The 19,278-nt window shown below is 60.2% G+C and carries 12 protein-coding genes and 2 tRNA genes; 10 read left to right on the forward strand and 4 right to left on the reverse strand.

What is annotated here, in order from left to right:
- The first annotated feature begins 90 nt into the window (after positions 1–90).
- Complete coding sequence (locus ACA070_RS02605; RefSeq protein WP_497449920.1) at positions 91–2,025, forward strand: methyl-accepting chemotaxis protein; 1,935 nt, start codon at positions 91–93, stop codon at positions 2,023–2,025.
- A 110-nt stretch (positions 2,026–2,135) separates the two neighbouring features.
- Here the strand turns inward: ACA070_RS02605 and ACA070_RS02610 are convergent, their stop codons facing one another.
- The 4 genes from ACA070_RS02610 to ACA070_RS02625 all read right to left on the reverse strand — a co-directional run bounded on the left by ACA070_RS02610 (position 2,136) and on the right by ACA070_RS02625 (position 5,403).
- Positions 2,136–3,695, reverse strand: coding sequence for an ABC transporter permease (locus tag ACA070_RS02610; protein WP_497449921.1), 1,560 nt, complete (start codon positions 3,693–3,695; stop codon positions 2,136–2,138).
- Positions 3,695–4,705 (reverse strand): iron ABC transporter substrate-binding protein, encoded by a 1,011-nt coding sequence (locus ACA070_RS02615; RefSeq protein WP_497449922.1) that lies wholly within the window; start codon positions 4,703–4,705, stop codon positions 3,695–3,697. The genes ACA070_RS02610 and ACA070_RS02615 overlap by 1 nt, the downstream gene beginning before the upstream one ends.
- 358 nt (positions 4,706–5,063) lie before the next feature.
- Positions 5,064–5,150, reverse strand: a tRNA-Leu gene (locus ACA070_RS02620).
- A 166-nt stretch (positions 5,151–5,316) separates the two neighbouring features.
- Positions 5,317–5,403 (reverse strand) — tRNA-Leu (locus ACA070_RS02625).
- Positions 5,404–5,629: 226 nt separating this feature from the next.
- Between ACA070_RS02625 and rnr the strand changes: the two genes are divergently transcribed.
- The 9 genes from rnr (at position 5,630) to ACA070_RS02670 (ending at position 19,216) form a co-directional block, all read left to right on the forward strand.
- The gene (rnr, locus tag ACA070_RS02630) at positions 5,630–8,260 is read left to right on the forward strand and encodes a ribonuclease R (protein ID WP_497449923.1); all 2,631 of its coding nucleotides are present in this window, start codon (positions 5,630–5,632) and stop codon (positions 8,258–8,260) included.
- Positions 8,257–9,024 carry a 23S rRNA (guanosine(2251)-2'-O)-methyltransferase RlmB gene (rlmB, locus tag ACA070_RS02635; RefSeq protein ID WP_282481578.1) on the forward strand — a complete coding sequence of 256 codons (768 nt, stop codon included), beginning with the start codon at positions 8,257–8,259 and terminating at the stop codon, positions 9,022–9,024. Before rnr ends, rlmB begins: the two co-directional genes overlap by 4 nt.
- Before the next feature lie 318 nt (positions 9,025–9,342).
- Positions 9,343–9,765, forward strand: coding sequence for a 30S ribosomal protein S6 (rpsF, locus tag ACA070_RS02640; RefSeq protein WP_003217491.1), 423 nt, complete (start codon positions 9,343–9,345; stop codon positions 9,763–9,765).
- A gap of 28 nt (positions 9,766–9,793) precedes the next feature.
- The gene (gene rpsR, locus ACA070_RS02645) at positions 9,794–10,024 is read left to right on the forward strand and encodes a 30S ribosomal protein S18 (RefSeq protein ID WP_002551829.1); all 231 of its coding nucleotides are present in this window, start codon (positions 9,794–9,796) and stop codon (positions 10,022–10,024) included.
- Positions 10,025–10,060: 36 nt separating this feature from the next.
- Positions 10,061–10,954 (forward strand): hypothetical protein, encoded by an 894-nt coding sequence (locus ACA070_RS02650; RefSeq protein WP_497449924.1) that lies wholly within the window; start codon positions 10,061–10,063, stop codon positions 10,952–10,954.
- 19 nt (positions 10,955–10,973) lie between these two features.
- Positions 10,974–11,420, forward strand: coding sequence for a 50S ribosomal protein L9 (rplI, locus tag ACA070_RS02655; protein WP_003197251.1), 447 nt, complete (start codon positions 10,974–10,976; stop codon positions 11,418–11,420).
- A 108-nt stretch (positions 11,421–11,528) separates the two neighbouring features.
- Positions 11,529–12,923 carry a replicative DNA helicase gene (gene dnaB, locus ACA070_RS02660; protein ID WP_497449925.1) on the forward strand — a complete coding sequence of 465 codons (1,395 nt, stop codon included), beginning with the start codon at positions 11,529–11,531 and terminating at the stop codon, positions 12,921–12,923.
- Positions 12,924–13,214: 291 nt separating this feature from the next.
- Positions 13,215–15,530 carry a YgiQ family radical SAM protein gene (locus tag ACA070_RS02665; protein WP_497449926.1) on the forward strand — a complete coding sequence of 772 codons (2,316 nt, stop codon included), beginning with the start codon at positions 13,215–13,217 and terminating at the stop codon, positions 15,528–15,530.
- Between the two features lie 410 nt (positions 15,531–15,940).
- Entirely contained in the window at positions 15,941–19,216 is a 3,276-nt protein-coding gene (locus ACA070_RS02670; protein WP_497449927.1) for a transglutaminase family protein, read from the forward strand.
- Positions 19,217–19,278 lie beyond the last annotated feature (62 nt).

The following is a 19,278-nucleotide window of genomic DNA, read 5'->3' on the forward strand; positions in this document are numbered from 1 at the left end:
CGGACGGCATGACCTTTGCTGTGATGTTGAATAAAAGCATCGCTTCCAGCGCGCCATCAATTTAATGGCGCCAAAGCAGAGGGATTCCAAGTGTCGGCCGTTCTCTCATTGTTACAAAGCCGTTTGTTGCGGCCTGTGTTCGTTACCCTTGGTATCGCCCTTTTGGTGCAGGTGCTGGTGGCTGTCGCCCTGACTCGGAGCACGGTGACTGCGCTTGAAGCCGATCTCGGTGTGCGCCTGGGTGCCGACAGTCAAAAACTGTCTGCTGAACTTGAGCAGGCGGGGCGTGAAGTCACGTCGAGCCTGGACAATCTCTCCACCAGCACCCGTCAGCGACTCACCGCCGGCCTGTCTACGCGATTGAAAGACGAGCAGGTGCAACTGCGTGCAACGTTGGAGAAGGATCTGAAAGATTCGGCCAACGACATGGCGCAGCTGCTGGCCTCCGTTGCTCCTCGCGCCATGTGGGACAGCGACGTTCCAACCCTGTCCGAATTTGCCCGCCGGGCCCAGCGCAATCCCAACGTGTTGTTCGTGGTGTATGACGACGCGACGGGTCAGCACCTGACGCGCTACCTCAACCGCGAAAACCCGATCAACAAGGCGTTGCTGGAGAAAGGTCAGGGTGAGCGTGCGCTGGACAAAGTGCTGGATGCGGCGAAGAACGATCCGTCGGTCTATTACCTCGAAGCCTCGATCAACCCCAATGGCGTGGAAATCGGCAAGGTCTTGATGGGCGTCTCCACTGCTTCGGTGGAAACCGATCTGGCAGCCCTGGATAAGCGTTTTGCGGCGCTGATCGCCAGTGGTGATCAGCTGGTCGGCGACAGCCTCAAAGGCGCAGCGGCAGACAGTGCCACGGCGATGCGTGCACGTCTGACGTCCGCGCAGGCCACGGCGTCGGAAATGAAAGCCAACACCACCAGCACCGTTCAGGAAGCGGCGGCGACGTTGCGCTGGCGCATCGGGATGTTCCTGGCGCTGGTCGGTTGCGGTGTGCTGTTGTTGCTCGCTGTTGTGCTAGGCCGTCGAGTGGTCAATCGCTTGAAAATGCTCATCGCCGCGATGGATGACCTGGCGGCTGGCGAGGGTGATCTGACCAAGCGTGTGCAAATCAACAGCAAAGACGAAATCGGCGACATGGCCGCGGCGGTCAACCGCTTTGTGGATAAGTTGCAGCCAATCGTGCGCGAAGCGGGTGATGTGGCTCAGCGCACCGGCGTGGAAATCGGCGCAATGACCCTGCGCAATGCTGGAGCCGATAGAGCGGCGGGCATGCAGCGTGATGAAGTGGCCGAGAGCTTGCGCGCGTTGTCGCAGATGGCCGATGAAGCGCAGTCAGAAAGCCACGCCATGCAGGCAGCGTTGCAGCAGGTGGTGGACATTCGTTCGGCGACCGATGAAAACACCCGGACCTCGGCCAAAGTCGGCAGCCTGATCGAGGCGTTGGCCGGGCAGGTCGATACCGGGTCGAAAGTCATCGAGCGGCTGGCGCAGCAGAGTGAGCAGATTGAAGTGGTGCTGACGGTGATTCACGGGATCGCCGAACAAACCAACCTGCTGGCACTCAACGCCGCGATTGAAGCGGCGCGTGCCGGCGAGACCGGTCGCGGCTTTGCGGTGGTGGCGGACGAAGTGCGGGCGCTGGCAAGCAAGACCCAGAGCTCCACCGGCGATATTCAGGCGCACATCGTGGCCTTGCAGCAAGGTGCGCGTGAGGCGGTGGCGGCGATTGGCCAGGCCGGGCGTCAGGCCAATGAAGGCTTGCTGGTGTTGCGTGATAGCGCAAGGTTGCAGCAATCGGTGCAGGCGTCGGTCGAGCAGGTGCATGCGGCGATTGGTCTGGCGACGCAGGCGGCGGCCCATCAGGCGCAAGGCGCGCAAGCGGTGCGGGGTCGGGTTGAGACCATTCATGCGCAAGCTGAGAAAGCGGCTCAGGCGGTGGTGGAAACCACGGCCAGTGGCAAGGTGCTGGATGGGTTGGCGGCGCAGTTGAAGGCGAGCCTGGGGCAGTTCAGGGCTTAGATCTGTATTGACTGGTCTGGCGCCTTCGCGGGCAAGTCGGATCGCCGCACCGCTCGCTCCTACAGGGGAACGCGATCCCTGGTAGGAGCGAGGCTTGCCCGCGAAGCTTTTCAGCGGCTCAAATACATCCGTGTTGTTAACAGGTAAACCGGCAACCCCGACACCAAAATCAATAACGCCGCATAAGGCGCCGCCGCCGCAAACTCCACATTCGCGGTATGCGCCCAAACCTCAGTCGCCAGTGTGTTGAGCCCGGTCGGACTCAGCAGCAGCGTCGCCGTCAGTTCCTTCATCGCATCCAGAAACACCAGCGCGAACGCCGCACCCAGCGCCGGGAAGATGATCGGCAGCGTCACCCGACAAAACGCGCTGAAAGACGACGCTCCCAGCGTGCGTGCTGCCTCTTCCAGTTGCGGCGCGGCCTTGTTCAGCGCCGTGCGAATCGGCGCCTGAGCCAGTGGCAAAAACAGCAGCGCATAAGCGATCAGCAGCAACGCCGAAGTCTGGTACAGCGCCGGCACGTAGTGCAGGGCGAAATACACCAGCGTCAGCGCAATCACCAAGCCTGGCAGTGCATGCAGCAGATACGGCAAGCGCTCGGCCCAGATCGCCAGTCGGCCCTTATGACGCACCACCAACAATCCCACCGGCACCGCCAGCACCAGGCACAGCGCTGCGCCGCCCAGCGACAGCGCCAGGGAGGACAACAGCGCCTCGCTGATCGCCGCCACCGGGAATGCCGCCGACGAACCTACCGCCAGCCAGTACGCGAGCATCCCCAGCGGAATACCGCTGCCGATGATCGCCAGTGTCAGGCAGTAAACCTGTGCGGCGACCGTCCACGGTCCCAATCGAACCTGTTCCGCACGTCGCGCAGCGCCCTGGCCGGTGCGCACGTGCCGACCTTTGCCGCGTACGCGCAGCTCAAGCCACAACAGCACCAGGCACAGCGCCAGAAGCACCGCCGACAGCATCGCCGCGTTGGCGTTGCTGAATTCGAGTTCGAATTGCTGATAGATCGCGGTGGTGAACGTTTGCAGGCCAATGATAGACAGGGCGCCGAATTCCACCAGCATGTGCAGCGCGATCAGCAGCGAGCCGGCCAGCAATGACGGCCAGAGCAGCGGCAGGGTGATTCTGAAAAACACGCCCAAGCGATTCTGCCCCAGGGTCCGTGCGGACTCCTCAAGAGAAGGATCGAGATTGCGCAGGGTCGCCGCGACTGGCAGAAATATCAGCGGGTACTTCGACAGGGTCATCACCAGGATCGCCCCGCCCAAACCTTCGAAATGCGCGCTCAGGGACACCCAGGTGAAACTGCTGACGAACGCCGGCACAGCGAACGGCAAGCACAGGATCACGCCCCACAACCGCCGTCCCGGCAGATTGCTGCGTTCCAGCAACCAGGCTAGGGACAAGCCGATCACGCCGCAAGCGACTGTCACGCCGACCATCAGCGCCAGCGTATTGCGCAGCAGCCCGAACACATAAGGCCGCCACAGCAAGTGCAGCGCCTCGGCCCAGCCGGCTTGCCAGGTCTTGAGCCCAACATACGCCAGCGGCAAAAGACTGAGTACAACCAACAGCAAAACCGGTAGCAGCAGCCAGATCGACGGCCGCTTGCATCGTGGCACGTAACCCGAGGCGGGGGCGGATAACGATGCGCTCATCAGTTCAAGCCAACGTCACGTTCCAGGTCAAGGGCTTCTTCGGCGTTGCCGAGGTCGGCCGGGGTCACTTTCGGTGCCTCGAGTTCGCTGAATGGCTTGAGGCCGCGATCGGATTCCATGCCTTTGTGCAGCGGGTATTCGGCGGTGGTCTGGGTGATCACGCGCTGACCTTCTTCGCTGGCCATGTAGGCGAGGAACTGCTGCGCTTCTTTTGGATGTTTGCTGGATTTCAGCACGGCGGCGCTGGAAACGGTGATCAGCCCGCCGACGTCGCCGCCGGTGAAGTAATGCAGTTTCGAATCGAGCTGGCCTTTTTCGCGCTGCAAGGCGAACCAGTAGTAATTGTTGACCAGCACGGTGGCGACTTCGCCGTTTTCCACGGCCTTGAGTGCAACCATGTTGTTGCTGTAAGTCTTGCCGAACGCGCGCAGGCCGGTCAGCCATTCTTCGGCCGCGTCCATGCCGTGCACTTTGATGATTGCCACGGCCTGTTCCTGGAACGCGCCGCTGGTAGGCACGAAGCCGACCTTGCCTTGCCATTTCGGATCGGAGAATTCCATGACCGACTTGGGCAGGTCTTTTTCATCGATCAGTTTCGGGTTGAACGCGACGACGCGGACTCGAGCGGTGATGCCGATCCAGGTGCCATTGCCGGCAACGTAGTCTTTTGGCAAAACGGCGAGGGTGGCGGCATCGGTCTGGGCCAGCAGGCCTTGTTCGCCGAGTTTGTTCAGCGGTGGCGACTCTTCGGTGTAGATCACATCGGCAGGGGAGCGATCGCCTTCTTCGACGATCTGGCTGGCGAGCTGGTTGCTGCTGCCTTTGCGGACGTTGACGTGAATGCCGGTCTTGGTTTCGAAGGCTTTGGCGATGGCGTCGCCGACTTCCTTGTGTTGGCCGTTGTAGAGGGTCAGGGAAACTGGGTCAGCAGCCTGGGTGAGGGGGGTGGCGAGTGCCAGGCCGAGCAGGGTGAAGGTCAGGCCGCGGCGCAGGGTATTTCTGAACATCATTCGCAGGGTTCCTCACTGTCGCATTGCAAAAACTTGAAACAATGATAAACGATATTGTTTCTCATGTGCGCCTTGCGGGGCTGGGAAGTGTCTGCTAGAGCGGCTGGCGCAGGCACTTGTAGCAGCTGGCGAAGCCTGCGTTCGGCTGCGAAGCAGTCGTGAAATCAATCGATGCGGTGTATCAGAAAGACCCTGCGCTCAGATTTTACGACTGCTGCGCAGCCGAACGCAGGCTTCGCCAGCTGCTACAAATCGCGTGATTCAGATGTAGGGAGATTGGTTTTTCAAACGCCAGAAACGCAAAAACCCGCTTTCGCGGGTTTCTGTGAAATCCAAGATCTTGACCTTGAATTTGAATTGGTGCCCAGAAGAAGACTCGAACTTCCACGACCTTGCGGTCACCAGCACCTGAAGCTGGCGTGTCTACCAATTTCACCATCTGGGCATAATCTTCAGCGTTGCCGCTGTTGATGTGGCGCACTATACGGAGAGCGTTTTAATCTGTAAACCCCTGATTTAGATTTAATAAATCAGATGTTTAGAATGCAAAAAACCCGCTTTCGCGGGTTTTTGTGTGAGCCTTGAAATTGATCTAATCTCAAGCTCTAAATTGGTGCCCAGAAGAAGACTCGAACTTCCACGACCTTGCGGTCACCAGCACCTGAAGCTGGCGTGTCTACCAATTTCACCATCTGGGCAGTATCGGCAACGCTAGTGCGTCGTCGATGGCGCGCACTATACGGAGCGTCTTTTTAACTGTAAACCCCTGGCATCAAAAAAACCTGGAAAATTTTACCAGCGGCATTTAAATCAGCTTTGCGCTGTCGATATAAGGCTTTAGATGGGCTGTCACAGTCTGAAATTTCCCGTTTCATTACGCCTATGCCAAACTAACCCGCATATAGACAAGGTGAAAACTCTCTAATGGCCGATTGGCAGTCCCTCGATCCCGAGGCCGCTCGTGAAGCGGAAAAATATGATAACCCTATTCCTAGCCGCGAACTGATCCTTCAGCATCTTGCTGATCGGGGTTCGCCTGCTAACCGCGAGCAGCTGGTCGAAGAGTTTGGTCTGACCACAGAAGACCAGATCGAAGCCCTGCGTCGCCGCCTGCGCGCCATGGAGCGCGATGCTCAGCTTATCTATACCCGTCGCGGCACGTATGCGCCGGTGGACAAGCTCGACCTGATCCTCGGCCGCATCAGCGGTCACCGTGACGGCTTCGGCTTCCTGGTCCCGGATGACGGCAGCGACGACCTGTTCATGAGCCCGGCGCAAATGCGTCTGGTGTTCGATGGCGACCGTGCCCTTGCGCGTGTTTCCGGCCTCGACCGTCGCGGTCGCCGCGAAGGCATGATCGTCGAAGTGGTCTCCCGTGCCCACGAGACCATCGTCGGACGCTACTTCGAAGAAGGCGGTATCGGCTTCGTCGTTGCCGACAATCCGAAGATCCAGCAGGAAGTGCTGGTCACCCCGGGTCGCAACGCCAATGCCAAGGTCGGTCAGTTCGTCGAAGTGAAGATCACTCACTGGCCGACGCCACGCTTCCAGCCGCAAGGCGACGTGGTCGAAGTCGTGGGCAACTACATGGCGCCGGGCATGGAAATCGATGTCGCCCTCCGCGCGTACGATATCCCGCACGTCTGGCCTGAAGCGGTCTTGAAAGAAGCCGCCAAGCTCAAGCCTGAAGTCGAAGAGAAAGACAAAGAGAAGCGCATCGACCTGCGTCACCTGCCGTTCGTGACCATCGACGGTGAAGACGCGCGCGACTTCGATGACGCCGTTTACTGCGAAGCCAAGCCGGGCAAGTTGCGCCTGTTCTCCGGTGGCTGGAAGTTGTACGTGGCGATCGCCGACGTCTCCAGCTACGTGAAAATCGGTTCGGCCCTGGATAACGAATCCCAGGTTCGCGGCAACTCGGTGTACTTCCCCGAGCGCGTAGTGCCGATGCTGCCGGAGCAGTTGTCCAACGGACTGTGCTCGCTGAACCCGCACGTCGATCGCCTGGCCATGGTCTGCGAGATGACTATCTCGAAAACCGGCGAGATGACTGATTACTGCTTCTACGAAGCAGTGATTCATTCCCATGCGCGCCTGACCTACAACAAGGTCAGCTCGATGCTGGAGACGCCGAAACTCACCGAGGCGCGTCAGCTTCGCGGCGAGTACAACGATGTTCTGCCGCACCTGAAGCAGCTTTACGCACTGTACAAAGTGCTGCTCGGCGCTCGTCACGTGCGTGGCGCGATCGATTTCGAAACGCAGGAAACCCGGATCATCTTCGGCACCGAGCGCAAGATTGCCGAAATCCGTCCGACCGTTCGCAACGATGCGCACAAGCTGATCGAAGAATGCATGCTGGCGGCCAACGTGGCCACCGCTGAATTCCTCAAGAAGCACGAAATCCCTGCGCTGTATCGCGTTCACAACGGCCCGCCACCGGAGCGTCTGGAAAAACTGCGCGCCTTCCTCGGCGAGCTCGGCCTGTCCCTGCACAAAGGCAAGGACGGCCCGTCGCCGAAGGATTACCAGGCATTGCTGGCCAGCATCAAGGACCGTCCGGATTTCCATCTGATCCAGACCGTCATGCTGCGCTCGTTGAGCCAGGCGGTGTACAGCGCCGATAATCAGGGCCACTTCGGCCTGAATTACGAAGCCTATACCCACTTCACCTCGCCGATCCGCCGCTACCCGGACTTGCTCACGCACCGGGCGATCCGCAGCGTCATCCATTCCAAGCAGGACACGCCGCACGTTCGCCGTGCCGGCGCGATGACCATTCCCAAAGCGCGCATCTACCCGTACGACGAAGCGGCGCTGGAACAGCTCGGCGAGCAATGCTCGATGAGCGAGCGCCGTGCCGACGAAGCGACCCGCGACGTGGTGAACTGGCTCAAGTGCGAGTTCATGAAAGATCGCGTGGGCGAATCGTTCCCGGGTGTGATCACCGCCGTGACCGGTTTCGGCCTGTTCGTCGAGCTGACCGACATCTACGTCGAAGGCCTGGTGCACGTCACCGCGCTGCCGGGCGATTACTACCACTTCGACCCTGTGCACCACCGCCTCGCCGGTGAGCGTACCGGTCGCAGCTTCCGCCTTGGCGACACCGTTGAAGTGCGTGTGATGCGCGTTGACCTCGACGAACGCAAGATCGACTTCGAGATGGCGGAAAAAACCATCAGCGCACCGATCGGTCGCAAAAAGCGCGGGACTGAAAAGGCTGAACCAGCTTCCAAGGCTGCTGCGAAAACCGCGGCAGAGCCGGCTCCGGCGAAAACCGGTCGTCGTCCTGCCAAGGAAAAGGCTGTCGAAGCCTATCGCCCAAGCGATGCCGCGGCGAAAAACGCCGAACTGCGTAAAAGCCGTGAATTGAAACAGGCGTTGCTGTCTGAAGCGAAAAGCGGCGGTAAAGCGGCGTCTGGGGGAAAGACCGGGCGGTCGGCGCCTGACAAGGCCCCCGGCAGCAAGCCAGGCAAACACCGTAAAGGCCCGCCGAAAGCGGGTTCGGCTCCAGCCAAAAGCGGCGGGGCACGTAAACCTAAGGCCAAGTCATGAGTCAGTTGGAAAAGATCTACGGCGTGCACGCGGTAGAAGCGTTGCTGCGCCACCACCCGAAACGCGTCAAGCAGATCTGGCTGGCTGAAGGCCGCAGTGAGCCGCGTGTACAAGCGCTGATCGCGCTGGCGAATGAAAATCGCGTGCCCGTCGGCAACGCCGAGCGTCGTGAACTCGATGCCTGGGTGGATGGTGTGCACCAAGGCGTGGTCGCGGACGTGAGTCCGAGCCAGGTCTGGGGCGAGGCGATGCTCGACGAGTTGCTGGATCGCTCCGAAGGTGCACCGTTGTTGCTGGTGCTCGACGGCGTGACCGATCCGCACAACCTCGGCGCTTGCCTGCGTTCGGCCGATGCGGCCGGTGCGCTGGCGGTGATCGTGCCGAAGGACAAGTCAGCCACCCTGACCCCGACGGTACGAAAAGTCGCTTGTGGCGCGGCGGAAGTGATTCCGTTGGTCGCCGTGACCAACCTGGCGCGCACCCTGGAAAAACTCAAGCAGCGCGGCTTGTGGGTCGTCGGTACGGCGGGCGAGGCTGAGCAGAGTCTGTATCAGCAAGACATGACCGGCCCGACCATCCTGATCATGGGCGCCGAAGGCAGCGGCATGCGCCGTCTGACTCGCGACCTGTGCGATTACTTGGTGCACTTGCCGATGACCGGCAGCGTCAGCAGCCTCAACGTCTCGGTGGCGACTGGCGTTTGCCTGTTCGAGGCCCAGCGCCAGCGCAGCGTAAAAGCCGCCGGAACCGCCAAGAAGTCTTAAGCCGCATGCGATCCAAATGTGGGAGCGGGCTTGCTCGCGAAGAGGGAGTGTCAGTCGACATCAATGTTGACTGATGTACCGCATTCGCGAGCAAGCCCGCTCCCACATTGGTTATGTACCAATGCAAAGATTGGTGGTGTGAACGAACTGTTCAAATAATCACCAATTGCCTTGCACCTCTCCTGTCCCTTCTCTACAATTGCGCCCCTTGCTGTGACGGCAGGCACGCATGTGTCTATCGCAAGCAAGTCCATAAGTGTCATTCACTCCTTGTCTGACCGCTTTTTAGCGGCAGGCTACAACCCGTAAGGAGCATTCATGCGTCATTACGAAATCATCTTTTTGGTCCACCCGGATCAAAGCGAGCAAGTCGGCGGCATGGTTGAGCGTTACACCAAGCTGATCGAAGAAGACGGCGGCAAAATCCACCGTCTGGAAGATTGGGGCCGTCGTCAACTGGCCTACGCAATCAACAATGTTCACAAGGCTCACTACGTGATGCTGAACGTTGAGTGCACTGGCAAGGCCCTGGCCGAGCTGGAAGACAACTTCCGCTACAACGATGCAGTGATCCGTAACCTGGTCATCCGTCGCGAAGAAGCCGTTACTGGCCAATCCGAGATGCTCAAGGCTGAAGAAAACCGCAGTGAGCGCCGTGAGCGTCGCGACCGTCCTGAGCACGAAGGCGCTGAAAGCGCTGATAGTGATGACAGCGACAACAGCGATAACGCTGACGAGTAATCCACGGACCTTTTAAGGAGCCTATCAAATGGCACGTTTCTTCCGTCGTCGTAAATTCTGCCGCTTCACCGCTGAAGACGTGAAAGAGATCGATTACAAAGATCTCAACACTCTGAAAGCCTACGTATCCGAGACCGGCAAAATCGTTCCAAGCCGCATCACCGGTACCAAAGCTCGTTATCAGCGTCAGCTGGCCACCGCTATCAAGCGCGCCCGCTTCCTGGCCCTGCTGGCCTACACCGACAGCCACGGCCGCTGAGACCGGGCAGTCGACACGTAGCAAAGGATTGAATGCATGCGTGCCATAGCTGAGTTCATCATGCGCGGCCGTATGCAGGCCACTCTCGTAGTGGCTGGATGCGCGGCATTGCCGTTGTTGTATTGGTTGGGTGCTGCCGCTGGATGCTTCGTGCTCCTGCGGCGCGGATTGAAGGACGCCTTTGGCGTCCTTGCTTTGGGACTGTTACCGGCCTTGGCCTGGTGGCTTTATTCCGATGACCCACGCGCACTTCTGGTGCTGTTGGGGTCTTGGAGCCTTGCGTTGGTTTTGCGCGCAAGCGAGTCCTGGAACCGCGTGCTGCTGGTCAGCATAGCGATGGGAGTGGTGTTTGCAGTGGTGCTGGGGACAGTTTTTGCTCCCCAAATCGAGATGCTGGCGCAGGCTTTGATAAAAGTCATGCCGTCGCTCCTCGGTGATGTCTACCAGAAGTTGTCGGTAGACGAGCAAGCGCATTTTGCGTCCCTGATTGCACCGGTCCTGACCGGCCTGATTGCGGCCTTGTTGCAAATCGTCAGTGTGCTGAGCCTGATTGTCGGGCGCTACTGGCAGGCGTTGTTGTACAACCCGGGTGGTTTTGGTCGCGAGTTTCGCGCCATCCGATTCCCGCTCTTACCAGCGATGTTGCTGCTGGCGTTCATGCTTCTGGGACCGAACATCGGTCCTCAGATGGCCATGTTGACGCCGTTGTGCAGCGTACCGCTGGTGTTCGCCGGGCTGGCCCTGATTCACGGGCTGGTGGCGCAAAAGCGACTGGCCAGGTTCTGGCTGGTGGGGTTGTACGTCACGCTGTTGCTGTTCATGCAGCTGATCTATCCGTTGCTGGTGGTCTTGGCCATCGTCGACAGCCTGATTGATTTTCGCGGTCGTTCGGCGCCGAAAGACGCCGATAGCGCGAACGGTGAAGGTTAAAAGTTAAGAGGATTTTCACATGCAACTGATCCTTCTGGAAAAAGTCACCAACCTGGGCAACCTGGGTGACAAAGTAAACGTCAAGGCTGGTTACGGTCGTAACTACCTGCTGCCTTACGGCAAAGCTACCGCTGCGACCGCTGCCAACCTGGCCGCGTTCGAAGAGCGTCGCGCTGAGCTGGAAAAAGCCGCAGCAGACCGTAAAACTTCGGCTGAAAGCCGTGCCGCCCAACTGGCTGAGCTGGAAGTGACTATCACTGCCACCGCTGGTGACGAAGGCAAGCTGTTCGGTTCGATCGGTACTCACGATATCGCTGATGCACTCACCGCCTCTGGCGTTGAAGTTGCAAAAAGCGAAGTTCGTCTGCCGAACGGCACCATCCGTAACGTAGGTGAATTCGACGTAGCCGTGCACCTGCACGCCGAAGTTGAAGCCACCGTACGCGTTGTCGTGGTAGCAGCTTAAGCAGCACTGTCGGTTGGCACCCTTGGGTGCTTGCCGGTAACATCGGGCACGATCCTGTTTACAGGTCGTGCCCTTTGTCTTTCTGATCCCCCCTAATTCCAAGTGGCCATGAACGATATCTCCGCTCCCGAGCAATACGATCTGCAAACCGCTGCCCTGAAGGTGCCGCCGCATTCCATCGAGGCCGAACAGGCCGTGCTCGGTGGTTTGATGCTGGACAATAACGCCTGGGAACGCGTGCTGGATCAAGTGTCGGACGGCGATTTCTATCGACATGACCACCGCTTGATCTTCCGCGCGATCGCCAAGCTCGCCGATCTGAACTCCCCCATCGATGTCGTGACCCTTGCCGAGCAATTGGACAAGGAAGGTCAGACGTCGCAAGTCGGCGGCCTCGGTTACCTGGGTGAGTTGGCAAAAAACACGCCGTCCGTCGCCAACATCAAGGCATATGCGCAGATCGTCCGCGCTCGGGCGACGTTGCGTCAGTTGATCGGCATCGCCACCGAGATTGCCGACAGCGCTTTCAACCCGGAAGGCCGCACGGCTGAAGAGATCCTCGATGAAGCCGAACGGCAGATCTTCCAGATCGCCGAGGCCCGGCCAAAAACCGGCGGCCCGGTGAGCGTGAATGACCTGCTGACCAAGGCTATCGATCGCATCGACACCTTGTTCAACACCGACAACGCCATCACTGGCCTGTCGACTGGTTACACCGACCTCGACGGGATGACCAGCGGCCTGCAACCGTCCGACCTGATCATCGTCGCCGGCCGTCCATCCATGGGTAAAACCACCTTTGCGATGAACCTGGTGGAAAACGCCGTGTTGCGCAGTGACAAGTGCGTACTGGTTTACTCGCTGGAGATGCCAGGCGAATCGCTGATCATGCGTATGCTGTCGTCCCTCGGTCGTATCGACCAGACCAAGGTCCGCGCCGGTCGCCTGGAAGACGACGATTGGCCGCGCCTGACCTCGGCGGTCAACCTGCTCAACGATCGCAAGCTGTTCATCGACGATACGGCGGGCATCAGCCCTTCGGAAATGCGCGCGCGGACCCGGCGTTTAGTACGTGAGCACGGCGATGTCGGCCTGATCATGATCGACTACTTGCAGTTGATGCAGATCCCGGGTTCGGGCGGCGACAACCGGACCAACGAGATTTCCGAGATCTCCCGTTCCTTGAAAGCCCTGGCCAAGGAATTCAACTGCCCGGTGGTGGCGTTGTCTCAGCTCAACCGCTCCCTGGAGCAGCGACCGAACAAACGCCCGATCAACTCCGACCTCCGGGAGTCCGGAGCGATCGAGCAGGATGCCGACGTGATCATGTTCGTGTACCGGGACGAGGTGTACCACCCGGAAACCGAGCACAAAGGCATCGCCGAAATCATCATCGGCAAGCAGCGGAACGGCCCGATCGGTACGTCGCGACTGGCGTTCATCGGCAAGTACACTCGCTTCGAAAACCTCGCGCCGGGCAGCTACAACTTCGACGACGAGTAATCCTGCCGGATCCTGTTGCGAGGAAGCTTTTGTGGCGAGGGAGCTTGCTCCCGCTCGGCTGCGAAGCAGTCGTAAAGTCAGAGAATTCGTTCTGCCCGATGAAATTCGGTCACAGGTTTTGGGGCCGCTTCGCAGCCCAGCGGGAGCAAGCTCCCTCGCCACAGAAGGCTATGCTGCCTTCAGGCCTTCAAACAAACGTCTGCGCGATTTCCGACCATAGCCGTCGGAATTGGTTATTTTTTGTGCTATATTCCGCGCCCGCGATTTTTCATCTCAACACCGGTCATCGTCATGCAAACAGCCAAGCCGTTATTTGACTATCCCAAGTACTGGGCCGAATGTTTCGGTCCCGCGCCATTCCTGCCGATGAGCAGGGAGGAGATGGATCAGCTTGGCTGGGATTCCTGCGACATCATCATCGTCACCGGTGATGCGTACGTCGATCACCCGTCTTTCGGTATGGCAATCATCGGCCGGCTGCTGGAGTCGCAAGGCTTTCGCGTCGGGATCATTGCCCAGCCAAACTGGCAGTCCAAAGACGATTTCATGAAGCTCGGCGAGCCGAACCTGTTTTTCGGCGTCGCGGCCGGCAACATGGATTCGATGATCAACCGCTACACCGCCGACAAGAAAATTCGTTCCGACGACGCCTACACCCCCGGCGGCATGGCGGGCAAACGTCCGGACCGCGCGAGCCTGGTTTACAGCCAGCGCTGCAAGGAAGCCTACAAGGACGTGCCGATCGTGCTCGGTGGCATCGAAGCTTCCCTGCGCCGCATAGCCCACTACGATTACTGGCAGGACCGGGTGCGCAACTCGATCCTGATCGATGCCTGTGCCGACATCCTGCTCTACGGCAACGCCGAGCGTGCGATCGTCGAAGTTGCCCAGCGCCTGTCCTACGGTCACAAGATCGAAGACATCACCGATGTGCGCGGCACGGCGTTTATCCGTCGCGATACGCCGAAAGACTGGTACGAAGTCGATTCCACGCGTATCGACCGTCCGGGCAAGGTCGACAAGATCATCAACCCGTACGTGAACACCCAGGACACTGCGGCTTGCACCATCGAGCAGGAAAAGGGTGCGACTTTTTCAAGTGCAGAGGATCCGAGCGAAGCGAAGGTCGTGCAGATTCTGGCCAGCCCGAAAATGACCCGCGACAAGACCGTGATTCGTCTGCCGTCGGTTGAAAAGGTCCGCGGCGACGCGGTGCTTTATGCCCACGCCAACCGCGTGCTCCACCTGGAAACCAACCCGGGCAACGCCCGTGCGCTGGTGCAGAAGCACGGCGAAGTCGACGTCTGGTTCAACCCACCGCCGATTCCGATGACCACCGAAGAAATGGACTACGTGTTCGGCATGCCTTACGCACGAGTCCCGCACCCGGCGTACGGCAAGGAAAAAATCCCGGCCTACGACATGATCCGCTTCTCGGTGAACATCATGCGGGGCTGCTTCGGCGGCTGCACATTCTGCTCGATCACAGAGCATGAAGGCCGGATCATCCAGAACCGTTCCGAAGAGTCGATCATTCGCGAAATCGAAGAGATCCGCGACAAGGTGCCAGGCTTCACCGGCGTCATTTCCGACCTCGGCGGCCCGACCGCGAACATGTACCGCATTGCCTGCAAGACCCCGGAAATCGAATCCGCGTGCCGCAAGCCGTCGTGCGTGTTCCCCGGCATCTGCCCGAATCTGAACACCGATCACTCGTCGCTGATCCAGCTGTATCGCAGCGCCCGTGCGTTGCCGGGTGTGAAAAAGATCCTGATCGCGTCCGGCCTGCGTTACGACCTCGCGGTCGAGTCGCCGGAATACGTCAAGGAACTGGTGACGCACCACGTCGGTGGTTACCTGAAGATCGCCCCGGAACACACCGAGGAAGGTCCGCTCAACCAGATGATGAAACCGGGCATCGGCAGCTATGACAAGTTCAAGCGCATGTTCGAGAAGTACACCAAGGAAGCCGGGAAAGAGCAGTACCTGATTCCGTACTTCATCGCCGCCCACCCGGGCACCACCGACGAAGACATGATGAACCTGGCCCTTTGGCTCAAGGGCAATGGTTTCCGTGCCGATCAGGTGCAGGCGTTCTACCCGTCGCCGATGGCCACGGCCACCGCGATGTACCACTCGGGCAAGAACCCGCTGCGTAAGGTCACTTACAAGAGCGACGGCGTGACCATCGTCAAGAGCGAAGAGCAACGTCGTCTGCACAAGGCGTTCTTGCGTTATCACGACCCGAAAGGTTGGCCGATGCTGCGTGAAGCGCTGACCCGAATGGGCCGCGCCGACCTGATCGGGCCGGGCAAGAACCAATTGATCCCGCTGCATCAGCCGGCGACCGACAGCTACCAGAGCGCCCGTCGCAAGAACTCGACACCCGCCGGCAGCCATAAAGTGGCAGGGGAAAAGACCACCAAGATCCTGACTCAGCACACTGGCTTGCCACCGCGCGCCAGCGATGGCGGCAATCCGTGGGACAAGCGTGAACAGGCCAAGGCGGCGGCATTCGCGCGCAACCAGCAGGCGGCCAAGGAGCGCAAGGATGCGGCCAAAGGTAAAGGGCCGAAGCCTGCGCGCAAGCCGGTTGTGCCGCGCTAAGCACTGAGTGCTGTTAACAGAACGCCAACCTTCGGGTTGGCGTTTTGCGTTGTGGATGTCGGGAAATGATCGTTCCCTCGCGGGAGTGGAACGAGAAGCTGTGTTGGGGCATCTGGCCTCTTCGCGGGCAAGCCTCGCTCCTACATGTCATGTGTCGCTCGCGGAATTGTGATTCGACACAAAACCTGTAGGAGCGAGGCTTGCCCGCGAAGAGGCCGGTACAGCCGCAGCAAATTCTGGCTGACAGGCCCCGATCGCAACATTTCCGTGCAACTCCTCCCAACCAATTTCCCGCATCGCCCGATTTTGGTGCTGTACTGCCTCAAGCAACCGAAGAAAGCGCCAGCGCTGCTGGATGGCATAAGTCTTGCGCGCTTTCCAATACGCTTAAGGCTCGCAGGAGGCACGCCGTGTCGATTCATGTCGCATTGCACCACGTCACGCATTACCGCTACGACCGCGCCGTCGAACTCGGTCCGCAGATCGTTCGCCTGCGCCCGGCCGCCCACAGTCGCACGCGGATTCTGTCCTATGCGCTGAAAGTTTCCCCCGAGCAGCATTTCATCAACTGGCAGCAGGACCCCCAGGGCAACTACCTGGCGCGGTTGGTGTTTCCGGAGAAAACCGATGAACTGCGGATCGAGGTCGATTTGCTGGCGGAGATGGCGGTCTTCAATCCGTTCGACTTTTTCCTTGAGCCCTACGCGGAAAAGATCCCTTTCACTTACGCCGCGGACGAGCGCAAAGAACTGGCGCCGTACCTGGAAACCTTGCCCCTGACGCCGACGTTCAAGGCCTATCTGGACGGCATCGACCGCACGCCGCTGCCGAGCGTGGATTTTCTGGTGGCGCTCAATCAGCGCCTGAGCGAAGACATCGGCTACCTGATCCGCATGGAGCCGGGGGTGCAAACGCCCGAGCACACCCTTGAACAGGCTTCCGGTTCCTGCCGCGACTCGGCGTGGTTGCTGGTGCAATTGCTGCGCAACCTCGGGCTGGCGGCGCGTTTCGTCTCCGGCTACCTGATTCAACTTACCGCCGACGTCAAAAGCCTCGACGGCCCTTCGGGCACCGAAGTCGACTTCACCGACCTGCACGCCTGGTGCGAGGTCTACTTGCCCGGTGCCGGCTGGATCGGCCTGGACGCGACCTCGGGGCTGTTTGCCGGTGAAGGACACATTCCGTTGGCGTGCAGTCCCGATCCGGGCTCTGCGGCACCGATCAGTGGCTTGGTGGAACCGTGCGAGTGCGAATTCACCCACGAAATGTCCGTGGAGCGGATTTGGGAAGCGCCGCGGGTCACCAAGCCCTACACCGAAGACCAGTGGCTGGCGATCCAGGCGCTGGGCCGGCAGATCGATGCCGACTTGCTGGAAGGCGACGTGCGCCTGACCATGGGCGGCGAGCCGACCTTCGTTTCCATCGATGACCCGGACGGCGCCGAGTGGAACACCGCCGCGCTCGGGCCGGACAAGCGTCGGCTATCCGCAGAGCTGTTCCAGCGCATGCGCAAACACTACGCGCCCAAGGGCCTGGTGCATTTCGGTCAGGGCAAGTGGTACCCCGGCGAGCAACTGCCACGCTGGTCGCTCAATTGTTACTGGCGCCGCGATGGCGTGCCGATCTGGCACAACAGCGCGCTGATCGCCGATGAGCAAGAAGACTACGGCGCCGACGGTGAGCTGGCCGGGCGTTTTCTGTCGAGTGTCGCCGAACGCCTGAAAATTCCGACGCGCTTTGTTTTTCCGGCCTACGAAGACAATTTCTATTACCTCTGGCGCGAAGGGACTTTGCCGCAGAACGTCAGCGCCGAAGATTCACGTCTCGAAGAACCGTTGGAGCGGGCGCGTCTGCGTAAAGTCTTCAGTCAGGGGCTGGACAAGGTGATCGGCCAGGTCCTGCCGCTGGCGCGCACCGCCAAGGGCGATCAATGGCAAAGCGGTCGCTGGTATCTGCGTGACGACCATTGTCGACTGGTGCCGGGGGATTCGCCGCTGGGTTATCGCTTGCCGCTGGGGTCGCAGCCCTGGGTGAAAGCAGCCGAGTATCCGTTTATCTACCCGAACGACCCCAACCAGGAATTTCCCGCGCTTCCCGACACTCAGCAGTTGAACAGTCCGGGCGCACCCGCCGAAGCGATTGAGCGGGATCTGGAGGTCGATGAATCCGCCGATTGGCTGACCCGCACTGCGTTCTGCGCCGAGGCTCGGGAAGGCCGGTTGTACCTGTTCATGCCGCCGCTGGAACGGGTCGAGGATTATCTGGAGCTGGTCACGGCGATCGAGGCCACGGCTCAGGAACTGCATTGCCCGGTGTTGCTGGAAGGCTACGAGCCGCCGAGCGATCCGCGCCTGAGCAACTTCCGCATCACCCCCGATCCGGGCGTGATCGAGGTCAACGTGCAGCCGTCCGCCACGTGGGATGAGCTGGTCGAGCGCACCGAGTTTCTCTACGAAGAAGCACGCCAGACCCGACTGACCACCGAGAAATTCATGATCGACGGCCGGCACACCGGCACGGGCGGCGGTAACCATTTCGTACTGGGTGGCGCGACGCCGGCTGACTCACCGTTTCTGCGCCGTCCCGATCTGCTGCGCAGCCTGATCAGTTATTGGCATAACCACCCGTCCTTGTCCTACTTGTTTTCCGGACTGTTCATCGGCCCGACGTCCCAGGCGCCGCGTGTCGATGAAGCGCGCAACGATGCGTTGTACGAACTGGAAATCGCCTTCTCCCAAATGCCAGAGCCGGGCGAGGAGTGCGCGCCATGGCTGGTCGACCGGTTGCTGCGCAACTTGCTGATCGACGTGACCGGCAACACGCACCGCGCCGAGTTCTGCATCGACAAACTTTATTCGCCCGATGGCGCGACGGGGCGTCTTGGATTGCTCGAATTGCGCGCCTTTGAAATGCCGCCGCATGCGCGCATGAGTCTGGCGCAGCAGTTGTTGCTGCGGGCGCTGGTGGCGCGGTTCTGGCGCGAGCCATATGCGCCGCCGAAACTGGCGCGCTGGGGCACAGAGCTGCATGACCGATTCCTGTTGCCACACTTTATCGAACAGGACTTCGCGGATGTGATTGTCGATCTCAATGCCGCCGGCTACCCCGTGCGGGCGGAGTGGTTTGCTGCGCACCTGGAATTCCGTTTTCCCAAGGTCGGCGATTACGCCGTCAGCGGCATCGAGCTCGAAGTGCGCCAGGCGCTGGAGCCTTGGCATGTGCTGGGTGAGGAGGGCGCGGTCGGCGGCACGGTGCGCTACGTGGATTCGTCTCTGGAGCGCTTGCAAGTGAAACTCAACGGCCTGACGCCGCAGCGTTATTTGCTGACGTGCAACGGCGTTCCAGTGCCCTTGCAGCCGACCGGACGGGTCGGCGAGTTCGTCGCTGGCGTGCGCTTCCGTGCCTGGCAACCGGCCAACTGCCTGCAACCGACCATCCCGGTCCACGCACCGTTGGTGTTCGACCTGCTCGACACCTGGATGCAGCGCTCGCTGGGTGGCTGTCAGTACCACGTCGCCCATCCGGGCGGGCGCAACTACGACAGTTTGCCGGTGAATGCCAATGAAGCCGAGAGCCGGCGGATGGCGCGTTTCTTCCGCATCGGACACAGCCCGGGGAAACTTCCTGTACCGATTCTGCAAATTAACGACGAGCTGCCGATGACACTCGATTTACGACGTTTCTAAACCGTACGCGACGCTCGGATGTTTCGTATATCCGAGCGTCATGAGCCTGCGATAGTCTGACC

The organism is Pseudomonas sp. LBUM1678, from assembly GCF_059695575.1.